Source organism: Bordetella sp. BOR01 (genome assembly GCF_019218885.1).
Lineage (GTDB): Bacteria > Pseudomonadota > Gammaproteobacteria > Burkholderiales > Burkholderiaceae_B > Bordetella_A.
Map to the genome: position 1 here is coordinate 474,793 of NZ_JAHUWT010000003.1, position 12,799 is coordinate 487,591.

Sequence of the window (12,799 nt, forward strand, 5' to 3'; positions counted from 1 at the left end):
TCAGCCCTTCGTATGAAACCGGGCTGCCAGCTCGGCCGACATGCCCTCGCCTGTGACCCAGCGGGTCATTTTTTCCAGCACATCAGACAGCGCGCGGCGTTCGGCCGCATCCAGCGGGGCCAGCATGACGTCTTCCAGCGTCTTGCCGACCTCGTCGGCGTGGGCCCGCAGTTTGTGGCCCTTTGCGGTCACGACCAGGTTGAACTGCCGCGCGTCGCTGGGGCTGACCGAACGGCGCACCAGGCCCTGCTTGATAAGCAGGTTCAAGATACGCGATACCAAGCTCTTTTCCAGGTAGGTAAACGCCACGATCCCGCCGGGCGTAATGGCCGGATGGTCGTCGATACAGCGCAGCACGCGCAATTCGCGCACGCTCAGCCCACATGACCGGACATAGTGTTCGTTGACGAGCTTGATGGCCTCTTCGCTCAACGCTTCCAGTCGGTACGTCAGAAAAATCATCGTTAAGCCGCGAACTTGAACAGCCCGTAGTGTAAGGCGATACAGGGAGCGGCACCGTCCCGGCCATGCGCCGGCCAATGCCGGCTAATGGTTTTCCACTAATTTATTCTTATACAACAACTATTATTATTAAAGAATATTTTGAGTTTCAACTATCTGTGCAAGCCACGGCGCCGGCCCACGGCAAGGCGTCCGGCCCGATGCACCGGCCGAAGGAGCAGCAATGCCCGTACATCCATGGTTCGATGCCCGCCGAGGCGAATTTTCTGCCTGGCGCCGGGATATCCATGCCCACCCCGAGCTGGGGTTCCAGGAACACCGCACATCCGACCTGGTGGCCGCCAAGCTGCAGCAATGGGGCATCGAGGTGCACCGCGGCATCGGCGGAACCGGCCTGGTGGGCGTGCTGCGCGGCAGCCGGCCGGGCCCCGGCGCATTGGGACTGCGCGCCGACATGGACGCCCTGCCCATGCAGGAACGCACTGGCCTGCCCCACCGTTCCACGCACGACGGCCGCTTCCATGGCTGCGGCCACGATGGCCATACCGCCATCCTGCTGGCCACGGCCCAGTACCTGGCCCTGCACAACGACTACGCCGGCACTGTGCATTTCATCTTCCAGCCCGCCGAGGAAACCCTGAGCGGGGCCAGCGCCATGATCGACGACGGGCTCTTCGAGCGCTTTCGCTGCGATGAGATCTATGGGCTGCACAACAATCCCATGCTGGGGACGGGCCGGGTTGGCGTACGCGCCGGGCCGGTGCTGTCGGCCGGCGATGTGTTTCGCATCCGCGTGCAAGGCGTGGGCAGCCATGGCGCCGCGCCGCACAAGGGCAACGACCCCATCACCGTCGCCTGCCAGCTGGCCGGCATGCTGCAAACCATGGTCAGCCGGTCGATCGACCCGCTGGATGCGGCGGTGATCAGCGTGGGCACCTTCCATGCCGGCACGGCGCCCAACGTGATCCCCGACCAGGTCGAACTGCAGGGCACAGTGCGCAGCCTGTCCGCAGTGGGCCGCGACACGGTGCTGCGCCGCATGCGCGAGATCTGCGGCGGCCTGGCACAAGCCCATTGCACCACCATCGACTGCGAATTCGAACTGGGCTGCCCGCCCACCATCAACGCCGCCGAGCCAGCCGCCGCGGTGGCGCGCGCCGCGGCCCGGGTGGTGGGTGCCGCGTCGGTCGATGACCAGGTCACGCCGCTGATGGCCTCGGAAGATTTTTCGTTCATGCTGCAGCAGCGCCCCGGCGCCTACTTCTTCGTGGGCCAGGACGGGCCGTTCTGCCATCACCCCGAATTCGATTTCGACGACGAGATCCTGCCCATCGGCGCCAGTGTCTTCGCCGAGATCGTGTACGACCGCCTGCGATAACACGAGGCGGCCGCGTACCGCCCACCCGGGCCCACGCCCTTCCCCAGGAGACGCTCATGCGTACCACCGCATCCACGGAAGTCCCTGTTTCACCTGCCATGCGCCGGCGCGTCGTCATCGCCTCGGTGCTGGGCAATGCATTCGAGTGGTTCGATTTCGCGATCTACGGCATGTTCGCCGCCATTATTTCCCGGTTGTACTTTCCGGCGGAAAGCGCCGGCGTGTCGCTGCTGCTGGGCCTGGCGACATTTGGCGTGGCGTTTCTCATCCGGCCGCTGGGCGGCCTGGTGCTGGGCATCTATGCCGATCGCCATGGCCGCAAGCGCGCGCTGTCGCTCATGATCCTGATGATGGCGGGCGGAACGGCCATGATAGGCATGCTGCCCACCTATGCCTCGATCGGCCTGGCCGCCTCGGTGCTGATGCTGGCGGCCCGCCTGATCCAGGGCTTCTCGGTAGGCGGGGAATTCGCCAGCGCCAGCGCCATGCTGGTGGAATTCGCGCCGCTGGGCCGCCGCGGCTACTACGGCAGCTTCCAGATGTGCTCGCAATCGCTGGCGTTCTCGGCCGGCGCGGCGGTGGCGTACTTGCTGTCGGCGCACCTGTCGCCCGAAGCGCTGCATAGCTGGGGATGGCGCGTACCTTTCCTGTTCGGCATCCTGATCGGCCCCATCGGCTTCTACCTGCGTTCCCATGTCGACGAAACGCCGGAGTTCCTGCGCTGGCAGGCCACCCGCACGCACGCCACCCGCGTGCCGCTTTCGCGCGTGCTGGCGCAGTACCCGCGCGAGCTCATCGGCTCGTTCTGCGTCATTGTGCTGGGCACGGGGTCGAACTACGTAATGCTGCTTTATCTTCCCATCTACGCGGTCAGGGAACTGGGGTTGTCGATGGCCGATGCCCAGCTCAGCACGGCGGTTTCCGCGGTGGTCATCCTGGTGCTGTGCCCGCTGGCGGGCATACTGTCCGACCGCTACGGGCGCCGCGCCATGATGCTGCCGGCCGCGGTGCTGTTCGGCCTGATATCGTGGGTGATGCTGGCGCGCGTGCTGCAGGCGCCCAGCCCCGGCCTGCTGATGCAGGCACAGATACTGGCCGCCATGGCCATGGCCTTCATCTGGGGCCCCACGCCCGCGCTCATGACCGAGGTGCTGCCGGTGCACATACGGTCTACCGGCGTCTCGCTGGCCTACAACTTCGGGGTCATGCTTTTCGGCGGATTGGCGCCCTTCATCAACACGGCACTGATCGAATACACCCACGACCGCATGGTGCCCGCCTACTACGTGCTGGTCTGCGTGGCCATAGGCGTGGCCGGGCTGCTGCTGTTGAAGCGGTCGTATGCGCAGCTCGCCATGCCCGCCGCTGCCCGGCCCGTACCCTGACGCGCGCCGGCGGACGCGGGCGTTTACTTCTGCAGCAACGCCTTCAGCATGCCCAGGCGCTCTTTGGGGCTCATGGCGCGGGTGGCTTCGTCTTCTTGCACGCGGACATCGCCCAGGCCCATTTCCTCGATGAAGCGCGAGGGCTCGCGCACCATGTCCTCGCGGGCGCGCCGGCGTTTCTTGCACCAGCTCAGGTTCAGGCTGCGCTGCGCGCGCGTGATGCCGACGTACATCAGGCGCCGCTCTTCCTGGATGCGGATGGCCAGGTTCTCGGCCGCCCGCGCCGGATCGCCGTCTTCGTCATCCTTGCCCAGGTGCGGCAGCAGGCCTTCTTCCACGCCAGCCAGGTACACGTGCGGGTACTCCAGCCCCTTGGAGGCATGCAGCGTCGACAGCTTCACCGCGTCGGGCTCTTCTTCTTCGCCACGCTCGAGCATGGTGATCAGCGCCACGTGCTGCACCAGGTCGAACAGCGACATGCCGTCTTCTTCGGCCTTGCGCTTGAGCCAGCCGGTCAGTTCCAGCACGTTTTCCCAACGCGTCTGGGCCGGCTTTTCTTCCAGCATGTCATACAGATAGCGCTCGTACTGGATCGCCCCCAGCATGTCGTCCAGGATGGCGCCGGCCGGCTCGGCCGAGCCGCTGCCATCGGTGCGGCCGCGGCCGGCCCGCCACTGGATGCGGCGGATGTATTCGGCAAAGGTACGCAGCGACTCGAGTTGGCGCGGCTGCAGCAGGCTTTCCAGCCCCGATTCCGCCACGGCGGCCAGCAGCGAGACCTCGCGCTGGGCCGCATACTGGCCCAGCACCTGCAAAGTGGCCTGGCCGATACCGCGCTTGGGCGTGGTGGCCGCCCGGATGAAGGCCGGGTCGTCGTCGTCGTTGGCGACCAGGCGCAGATAGGCCAGGATATCGCGCACTTCGGCCTTGTCGAAGAAGCTTTGGCCACCGGCGATGGTGTACGGGATTTTCAAGTTGCGCAGCGCCTGCTCAAGAATGCGCGACTGGTGGTTGCCGCGATACAGGATGGCGAAGTCTTTCCATTGCGCCTGCCGCTCGAAGCGGGCCGCCGAGATCTTCATGGCGATCGACTGGGCCTCGTGCTCGTCGCTGTCCATGGGCGACACCAGGATGGGCTCGCCCACGCCCAGGTCCGACCACAGCTTCTTGTCGAACAGCTTGGGATTCTTTTCGATGACTGTGTTGGCCGCCGCCAGGATGCGCTGCACCGAGCGGTAATTCTGTTCCAGCTTGATCAGCTTCAGTTGCGGGTAGTCGGTGGTGAGCTTGGCCAGGTTCTCGATGGTGGCGCCGCGCCAGGCGTAGATGGCCTGGTCGTCATCGCCCACCGCCGTGAACATGGCCCGGTCGCCGCACAGCAACTGCACCAGCCGGTACTGGCACACGTTGGTGTCCTGGTATTCGTCCACCAGCAGATAGCGCACGCGGTTCTGCCAGCGGGTGCGTACGGCTTCGTTGCTTTCCAGCAGTTGCGCGGGAATGCGGATCAGGTCGTCGAAATCCACTGCCTGGTAGGCAGCCAGGGTGGCACTGTAGTTGCGATACACGTGCGCCGCCTCGACCTCGCCCGGTGTGGCAGCGGTACGCGCCGCGTCGTCGGGGCTGAGCAGCCCGTTCTTCCACAGCGAAATGATCGACTGCACGCTGCGCAGCCGGCCGCGGTCGGTGGTGGCCAGCAGTTCCTGGATGATGGCCATGGCGTCGTCCGCGTCCAGGATGGAGAACTGCGGCTTCAGCCCGGCGTGGCGTGCCTCTTCGCGCAGCAGCTTGACGCCCAGCGAATGAAAGGTGCTGATGGTCAGCCCCTTGGCCAGCTTGCGGTCAACCAGCGTCTTGACGCGCTCGTCCATCTCGCGCGCCGCCTTGTTGGTGAAGGTCAGCGCCACCACGTTGCGGCCCATGTAGCCGCACTCGCGCAACAGGTAGGCGATTTTCTGCGTGATGACGCGCGTCTTGCCGCTGCCGGCGCCCGCCAGCACCAGGCAAGGGCCGTCCAGGTACAGGACGGCTTCTTTCTGGGCGGGATTGAGGCCGTGGCCGATGGGTGCGCTGTCGGACATGAGGGCTAGGATCTGTTCACACTAAAAGGAGCCACGCATCGCATGAGCAGGGCCTAGATTTCAAGGGGGTCTACTTCCAATTGCCAGCGCACGCGGGCTTCTGCCGCCATGGCGGGCAGGTAGGCCGACCACGCGGCCAGAAAGCCCTGCAAGGCAGGCCGGCTGTTACTTTCCAGCAGCAATTGCGCACGCTCGATATTGGCAACGCGCACCACGCGCAAGGGTACTGGATCGTACAGGGTCAGCGCCGAAACGCCAGGAAAATCGCTATCGGCCGCCAGCGCGCGCGCCTGCTGCAGGAACGCCAGCGCCTGCGCCAGCTCGCGCGCCTCTGAGGTCAACAGGGCCTGGTAGGCAAACGGCGGCAGGCCGGTGGTCTCGCGCTCTTCGAGCGCATGGCGGGCAAAGCCGGCGTAGTCGTGGCGCAGCAATGCCTGGTAGATGTGCTGTTCAGGGTAGCCGGTCTGGATCAGCACTTCGCCGCCGCTGCCGTGGCGGCCGGCCCGCCCCGCCACCTGCATCAATTGGGCGAACAGCCGCTCGGGCGCGCGAAAATCGTGCGCGAACAGCATCGAGTCGGCGTTAAGCACGCCCACCAGGCCCAGGCGTGCGAAATCGTGTCCCTTGGCCACCATCTGGGTGCCCACCAGGATGTCGACCTCGCCCGCATGCACGGCGGCGAACAGGGTTTGCGCACTGCCCTTGCGGCGGGTACTGTCGGCATCGATACGCGAGATACGCGCCTGCGGGAACAATTCGGCCAGGTGCTCTTCGACCCGCTGCGTGCCACGCCCCATGGGCTCCAGGTCCTGGTCGCCGCATTCCGGGCAGGCACGCGGCACCGGCGCCTGGTAGCCGCAATGGTGGCAATGCAGGCGATGGCCATGGCCCGTGGTTCGATGCAGCACGGTAAACGCCGAACAGCGCGGACAATGGCTGACCCATGCGCACGACGCACAATGCAGCACCGGCGCGTAACCGCGGCGATTCAGGAACACCAGCGATTGTTCGCCGCGTTCCAGCCGCTGGCCGATGGCCTCGGTCAGTTGCGGCGACATGCCCTGGCGCATGGCCAGGCGGCGCGTATCGATCAGCCGGATCGCCGGCAGGGTGCTGACCCGCGCCCGGCCCGGTAGCGCCAGGCGCAGGTAATGGCCGCGTGTTGCATGGTGCCAGCTTTCCAGCGACGGGGTGGCCGAGCCCAGCAGCACCGGGATATCCAGGTCGCGTGCCCGCCATACCGCCAGGTCGCGTGCCGAATAGCGCAGGCCTTCCTGCTGCTTATACGAGGCATCGTGCTCTTCGTCGACCACGATCAGGCCCAGTTCGGACAGCGGCGCAAAGATGGCCATGCGAGTGCCCAGCAGCATGCGTGCCTGCCCGCGCTGCGCGCGCGCCCAGGCCTGCAGGCGTTCGCCGTCGGACAAGCCGCTGTGCAGCACGGCCAGGCCGTCGGCGCCCAGCACGGATTCCAGGCGCTTGCGCAATGCGCCTTCCAGTTGCGGCGTCAGGTTGATCTCGGGCACCAGCAGCAGCACCTGGCGGCCCGCGGCCAGTACACGCTGCGCGACATGCAGGTAGACCTCGGTCTTGCCGCTGCCCGTCACGCCATGCAGCAGCACCGGCTTGAAGCCTGCCACGGCCGCTACGGCCTCGACGGCCGCGAGCTGGTCGGCATTGAGTTCGGGGGCCTGGTCGGGCACAGTGGCAACGGACGTGTCCGCGGCTTTTGCCTTGCGCGCCTCCAGGCGGGCCACCGGCCCCTGTCCCGACCGCTTGCCCTGGTAAGCCGAGGGCTTGCGCAACGGCGGCGGCATGGCCGGCAGCATCACTTCGCCCAGCGGCCGTTGGTAGTAGTCGGCCGCAAAGCGTGCCAGGCGCAGCCAGTCGACCGGCAAAGGCGGCAGGTCTTGCAGCACTTGCTCGATATCGCGCACCTGGGCAGCATCGACCGCCGGGCCCTCGGGATTGTCCACCACCACCCCGATCAGCTTGCGGCGCCCGAACGGCACGATGACGCGCGTGCCGACCGGCACCGGGGCCTGGGCGCGGTAGTCGAAGGGACCGGGCAGCGGAACGTCCAGCGCCACACGCACCCAGGCATCCATGCGCGGACCGATGCCCTCGGAATCGTCAGGCATGGGCGGCGGGAACGAAAAGCAGGCTGAAGGGCATGGACAAGTTAAAGTGAATTCTTGGTTTTGCAGCTAAGAGATTGTCAGGCTGGACTGAAATGCCAGATCCACAGCTGCCTGTGGATAACTTTGGGGAAAACACCCAACAACCTTGCTCGATGTCAAGACGAATAGCGTCCCGGATTGCACCGAGGCGCCAATTCACCTTTATTTTCTTTTTATATTCATATAGTTATAAACATTTTCCAGAATCGCTGCCAGCTACTTGGGGTTATCCCGACTTGTCTCGCTACTGTGCACAAGTCGGTTCACGAAGTACGCGGGCAGCGCCTCTGGCGTGAAAGCGGACACTTACTTAGGCGTGCATGGCGCGGCTGTAGGCGTGCACTTCGTCGACCAATTCGGTGACGGCTTCGGGTGGGGTGTATTGCGAGATGCCGTGCCCCAGATTGAACACATGGCCGCCGCGGCCCGCCGGCCCGAACGCATCCAGCGTGCGGCGCGCCTCGGCGCGTATGGCATTGGCGCCGCCGAACAGCGTCATGGGGTCCAGGTTGCCTTGCAGGGCCACGCCATCGCCGGTGCGCAGCCGCGCCTGGCCCAGGCTCACCGTCCAGTCCAGGCCCACGGCATCGCAACCGCAGCCGGCAATGGCTTCCAGCCACTGCCCGCCGCCCTTGGTGAACACGATGACAGGCACGCGGCGGCCCTGGTGTTCGCGCGTAAGCCCGTCCACCACCTTGCGGGTGTAGGCCAGCGAGAATTGCTGGAACAGCCCGTCGGCCAATACGCCGCCCCAGCTGTCGAACAGCATCACGGCCTGGGCTCCCGCCTGGATCTGCGCGTTCAGGTATTGCAGCGTGGCCTGCGCGTTGATCTCGAGAATGCGGTGCAGCAAATCGGGCCGGGAATACAGCAAGGTCTTGATGAGACGGTAATCGTCGCTGCCGCGGCCTTCGACCATGTAGCAGGCGATGGTCCAGGGGCTGCCGGCAAAGCCGATCAGCGGCACCCTGCCGTCGAGTTCGCGCCGGATGACCGACACGGCATCGAATACGTAGCGCAGCGATTCCATGTCGGGCACCGACAGGCGGGCCACATCGTCTTCGGTACGCACGGGCCGCGCAAAGCGCGGGCCTTCGCCGGGCGCGAAATCCAGCCCCAGGCCCATGGCATGCGGCACGGTAAGGATGTCGGAAAACAGGATGGCCGCATCCAGGTCGTAGCGCGCCAAGGGCTGCAACGTGACTTCTGCGGCGTAGTCGGGATTCTGCGCCAGCCCCATGAATGAGCCAGCGCGCGCGCGCGTGGCGTTGTATTCGGGCAGGTAGCGCCCAGCCTGGCGCATCAGCCAGATGGGGGTATAGGGGACGGGTTCGCGCAGCAAGGCGCGCAGGAACACGTCGTTCTTCAGGGGGGCAGCGGACACGACTATCCTTCGGAAACGGAAGCCGTGATTTTACCCTTCGTGGAAGGCATCGGCCCCGACGCGCAACAAGCCGTGCGCGAGCCCTTCGGGCCGAGCGGGCTGCGGCTAGCCCGTTGCGTCGGGGCGGGGGCCGGCCCCACTGCGATAAGGCGTGGCATCGATGCGATGCTTGCGCATCAGCGCCCAGAACGCTCGCCGGTGCTTACTGGACGCGCGTGCCGCCTGGGCTACGTTGCCGGCATGGCGCGACAATGCCCGGCGCAGGTATTCGCGCTCGAAGCCGTCGACCATGCGGGCCTTGGCCTGCTGGAAGGGTTCGTCGGCCTGGGTGGCCTCTAGCGCGTGCAAGGCGGCCAGGGCCGATTCAAGGCGGGCCCGTGTGCTTGCCCGGCGCGGGCCTGGCCGGGCGCCATACGACAGCACGGGTTCGCGCACCCCGCAGGGTGCGCCGGCGGGGCCGCCCGTGCCGCCCTGCGCTGCCGCCGGCAAGGCTGCGCGGCGCAGGCGCACCAGGCGGGCGCGTAGTTCATCAAGGCAAACCGGCGCGCGGACGAAGTCGGCTGCGCCCAATGCCAGCAGGTCCAGGATGGCGGGTGCGGTAATGTCGAACACCAAGGCCACCAATGGCGTACGCGGTTCGCCGCCGGCATTGGCCAATACCGTGCGTACCCAAGACAGCGAAGCGGGCGCCACCGGTACGACGCAGCCGTCGAAGCGCCGCAGTGCCAACCGCGCCCGCGCCAGCAGCCGGGTGTCGGGCGCCCCGGGCGCCAGTTCGGACAGTTGCTGGGCATGTAGCCGCACGCGGCCCAGTTGGCCGTGATGGCTGTTCACCCAATTTTGTACCCAGGCTTCATGGCCGGGGGTCATCAGCACAGCGCAATCAAGTGTTTCCCGCAAGTCAGGCTCCTGGATACGTACGCAAGAAATGAAAGCGTACGCTTCAGGGCACCCCAGCGATATCCGCAATTGTCGCGCTGCGGCTTATACGGATACGGCTGCCGGCGGGACGCCAACTGTGCTTGGCGGGCACATGAAAAAAGGCGGCCATGGCCGCCTTCGGGTGGCGTACGCGCCGAGCATGGCCCGGCGCGCCGCGGTACTGCTTGCTGCTGTCAGTGCGTGTTGCGCGTCTGGCGCAGCTTGCGGGCTGCGATAGCCTGGGCTGCCAACATGGCCAGCTCGGCTTCGACGACCGCGATGTCGGCCTTGTCCTTGGTATTGCGCAAGGCCTCTTCGGCTTTCTCGCGTGCTGCCACGGCACGGGCTTCGTCCAGGTCGGCGGCACGGATGGCCGTATCGGCCAGCACCGTGACCATGCCCGGCTGCACTTCCAGGATGCCCCCGGCGACGAAGATGTTTTCCTCGCCTCCATCGGCACGGACGATCTTGACCGTCCCGGGGCGTATGCGCGAAATCAGCGGGGTATGGCCGGGCAGTATGCCCAGCTCGCCCGCTTCGCCAGGCAGCGTCACGAACTTCGCCTCACCGGCGAAGATTGCTTCTTCTGCACTGACGACATCCACTTGCAGGGTAGCCATATGAAATCCTTATTGCAGTTTCTTGGCCTTCTCGAAGGCTTCGTCGATGGTGCCGACCATGTAGAACGCCTGCTCGGGCAAGGCGTCGCACTCGCCCTCGACGATCATCTTGAAACCGCGGATGGTTTCGGCCAGCGGCACATACTTGCCCGGCGAACCGGTGAACACTTCGGCCACGTGGAACGGCTGCGACAGGAAGCGCTGGATCTTGCGGGCGCGGGCCACGGCCTGCTTGTCGTCGGGCGACAGTTCGTCCATGCCCAGAATGGCGATGATGTCGCGCAGTTCTTTGTAGCGCTGCAGCGTCTGCTGCACGCCGCGGGCCACCGCGTAGTGCTCTTCGCCCACGACTTGCGGGTCGAGCTGGCGGCTGGACGAATCCAGCGGATCCACGGCGGGGTAGATACCCAGTGCGGCGATGTCACGCGACAGCACCACGGTGGAATCCAAATGCTGGAAGGTCGTGGCGGGCGACGGGTCGGTCAAGTCGTCGGCGGGCACGTACACGGCCTGGATCGACGTAATGGAACCGGTCTTGGTAGACGTGATGCGTTCTTGCAGCTTGCCCATTTCTTCGGCCAGCGTGGGCTGGTAGCCCACGGCCGACGGCATGCGGCCCAGCAGTGCCGACACTTCGGTACCGGCCAGGGTGTAGCGGTAGATGTTGTCAACGAAGAACAGGATGTCGCGGCCTTCGTCGCGGAACTTCTCGGCCATGGTCAGGCCGGTCAGGGCCACGCGCAGGCGGTTGCCCGGGGGTTCGTTCATCTGGCCGAACACCATGGCGACCTTGTCCAGCACCTTCGACTCTTCCATTTCATGGTAGAAGTCGTTGCCTTCGCGGGTACGCTCGCCCACGCCGGCAAACACCGACAAGCCGCTATGCTGCTTGGCAATGTTGTTGATCAGTTCCATCATGTTGACGGTCTTGCCCACGCCGGCGCCGCCGAACAGGCCCACCTTGCCGCCCTTGGCGAACGGGCACACCAGGTCGATAACCTTGATGCCGGTCTCGAGCAGCTCTACCGACGGCGACAGTTCGTCGAAACGGGGAGCCGGCTGGTGGATGCCGCGCTTTTCTTCGTGCTGGATGGGGCCGGCTTCGTCGATGGGACGACCCAGCACGTCCATGATGCGGCCCAGCGTGCCGATGCCCACCGGCACCGAGATCGGCGCGCCGGTGCCGGCGACCTTCATGCCGCGACGCAGGCCGTCGCTGGAGCCCAGCGCGATGGTGCGCACCACGCCGTCACCCAGCTGCTGCTGCACTTCCAGCGTCAGGCCCTTTTCGGCGAACGGCGAAGTGTCGTCGGCCAGGGTAAGCGCTTCGTAGATCTTGGGCATGTGATCGCGGGGGAACTGAATATCCACCACGGCGCCGATGCACTGAACGATGGTTCCGTTGCTCATGTCGATTCCTTGCTTGATAGCATTTTGACGGGATGCAGGCTGCTCAGACGGCGGCCGCGCCCCCTACGATTTCCGAAATTTCCTTGGTGATCGCCGCCTGGCGGGTCTTGTTGTAGACCAGCTGCAGTTCGCCGATGACCTTCTTGGCGTTGTCCGATGCTGCCTTCATGGCGACCATCCGGGCCGACTGCTCCGAGGCCATGTTCTCGGCCACGGCCTGGTACAGCAGGCCTTCGACGTAACGCTGCAACAGGTCGTCGATCACGCTCTTGGCGTCGGGCTCGTAGATGTAGTCCCAGCTGTAGTTCGACTTGACCTCGGCGGTAGGAGCCAGGGTCTCGACACCCGTCTGGAAGGGATCATCCAAACCGCTGGCCAGCGGCAGCAAGCGCAGGAACACCGGCTCTTGCTTCATGGTATTGATGAAGCGAGTGGCCGCCACGTACAGCGCGTCGATCTCGCCGTTCAGGTAGGCGTCGAGCTGCACCTTGATGGCACCCAGCAGGCGGTCGAGGTCGGGCTTGTCGCCCAACTGCACTTCGTGCGAAACCAGGTCGGCGCCGATACGGGTCAGCAGGCCCAGGCCCTTGTTGCCAAACGCCGTGGCCTGCACGCGGATGCCGCGCTGATCGAAGTCTTTCAGCTTGGCCAGCGTCACACGGCTGATGTTGGTGTTCAGGCCGCCGCACAGACCCTTGTCGGTGGTAACCAGCACCACGCCCACCGCCTTGATGTCGCGTTCGACCAGGTACGGGTGGCTGTATTCGGGGTTGGCCTGCATCAGGTGCGCGGCAATCTCGCGCACCTTGGTGGCGTACGGACGACCCGCGCGCATCCGTTCCTGCGCCTTGCGCATTTTGGATGCAGCGACCATTTCCATCGCCTTGGTGATCTTGCGCGTGTTTTGCACGCTCTTGATCTTGGTTCGGATTTCCTTGATTCCGGGCATTGCGCTTTCCTGTTGTAACGGCTTGGCGG

Annotated in this window: 10 protein-coding genes; 2 read left to right on the forward strand and 8 right to left on the reverse strand. The window is 65.5% G+C overall.

Annotated features, from left to right (window positions below):
* Positions 1-462 carry a MarR family winged helix-turn-helix transcriptional regulator gene (locus tag KW845_RS17035; RefSeq protein WP_218370524.1) on the reverse strand — a complete coding sequence of 154 codons (462 nt, stop codon included), beginning with the start codon at positions 460-462 and terminating at the stop codon, positions 1-3.
* Positions 463-685: 223 nt separating this feature from the next.
* Between KW845_RS17035 and KW845_RS17040 the strand changes: the two genes are divergently transcribed.
* Complete coding sequence (locus KW845_RS17040) at positions 686-1,840, forward strand: M20 aminoacylase family protein (RefSeq protein WP_218370525.1); 1,155 nt, start codon at positions 686-688, stop codon at positions 1,838-1,840.
* A gap of 56 nt (positions 1,841-1,896) precedes the next feature.
* Complete coding sequence (locus tag KW845_RS17045; protein WP_218370526.1) at positions 1,897-3,225, forward strand: MFS transporter; 1,329 nt, start codon at positions 1,897-1,899, stop codon at positions 3,223-3,225.
* A 23-nt stretch (positions 3,226-3,248) separates the two neighbouring features.
* Here the strand turns inward: KW845_RS17045 and KW845_RS17050 are convergent, their stop codons facing one another.
* From KW845_RS17050 to atpG, 7 genes are all read right to left on the reverse strand, one after another.
* Positions 3,249-5,306 carry a UvrD-helicase domain-containing protein gene (locus KW845_RS17050; RefSeq protein WP_218370527.1) on the reverse strand — a complete coding sequence of 686 codons (2,058 nt, stop codon included), beginning with the start codon at positions 5,304-5,306 and terminating at the stop codon, positions 3,249-3,251.
* Between the two features lie 53 nt (positions 5,307-5,359).
* On the reverse strand, positions 5,360-7,447 hold the full coding sequence (locus tag KW845_RS17055; RefSeq protein WP_218370528.1) for a primosomal protein N': 2,088 nt from the start codon (positions 7,445-7,447) through the stop codon (positions 5,360-5,362).
* Positions 7,448-7,796: 349 nt separating this feature from the next.
* Positions 7,797-8,870 (reverse strand): uroporphyrinogen decarboxylase, encoded by a 1,074-nt coding sequence (gene hemE / locus KW845_RS17060; protein WP_218370529.1) that lies wholly within the window; start codon positions 8,868-8,870, stop codon positions 7,797-7,799.
* 105 nt (positions 8,871-8,975) lie between these two features.
* The gene (locus KW845_RS17065; protein ID WP_218370530.1) at positions 8,976-9,770 is read right to left on the reverse strand and encodes a helix-turn-helix domain-containing protein; all 795 of its coding nucleotides are present in this window, start codon (positions 9,768-9,770) and stop codon (positions 8,976-8,978) included.
* A gap of 215 nt (positions 9,771-9,985) precedes the next feature.
* Positions 9,986-10,411: a F0F1 ATP synthase subunit epsilon gene (locus tag KW845_RS17070; RefSeq protein ID WP_218370531.1), complete on the reverse strand. Its 426-nt coding sequence runs from the start codon at positions 10,409-10,411 to the stop codon at positions 9,986-9,988.
* A gap of 9 nt (positions 10,412-10,420) precedes the next feature.
* Entirely contained in the window at positions 10,421-11,821 is a 1,401-nt protein-coding gene (gene atpD / locus KW845_RS17075; protein WP_218370532.1) for a F0F1 ATP synthase subunit beta, read from the reverse strand.
* Between the two features lie 43 nt (positions 11,822-11,864).
* The gene (gene atpG / locus KW845_RS17080; RefSeq protein WP_218370533.1) at positions 11,865-12,770 is read right to left on the reverse strand and encodes a F0F1 ATP synthase subunit gamma; all 906 of its coding nucleotides are present in this window, start codon (positions 12,768-12,770) and stop codon (positions 11,865-11,867) included.
* Positions 12,771-12,799: the final 29 nt, after the last annotated feature.

What these genes read in the sequence shown, in the direction of transcription:
- KW845_RS17035 (WP_218370524.1), bottom strand. Translation starts at nt 462, where the DNA reads ATGATTTTTCTGACGTACCGACTGGAAGCGTTGAGCGAAGAGGCCATC.
- KW845_RS17040 (WP_218370525.1), top strand. Translation starts at nt 686, where the DNA reads ATGCCCGTACATCCATGGTTCGATGCCCGCCGAGGCGAATTTTCTGCC.
- KW845_RS17045 (WP_218370526.1), top strand. Translation starts at nt 1,897, where the DNA reads ATGCGTACCACCGCATCCACGGAAGTCCCTGTTTCACCTGCCATGCGC.
- KW845_RS17050 (WP_218370527.1), bottom strand. Translation starts at nt 5,306, where the DNA reads ATGTCCGACAGCGCACCCATCGGCCACGGCCTCAATCCCGCCCAGAAA.
- KW845_RS17055 (WP_218370528.1), bottom strand. Translation starts at nt 7,447, where the DNA reads ATGCCTGACGATTCCGAGGGCATCGGTCCGCGCATGGATGCCTGGGTG.
- KW845_RS17070 (WP_218370531.1), bottom strand. Translation starts at nt 10,411, where the DNA reads ATGGCTACCCTGCAAGTGGATGTCGTCAGTGCAGAAGAAGCAATCTTC.
- atpD (WP_218370532.1), bottom strand. Translation starts at nt 11,821, where the DNA reads ATGAGCAACGGAACCATCGTTCAGTGCATCGGCGCCGTGGTGGATATT.
- atpG (WP_218370533.1), bottom strand. Translation starts at nt 12,770, where the DNA reads ATGCCCGGAATCAAGGAAATCCGAACCAAGATCAAGAGCGTGCAAAAC.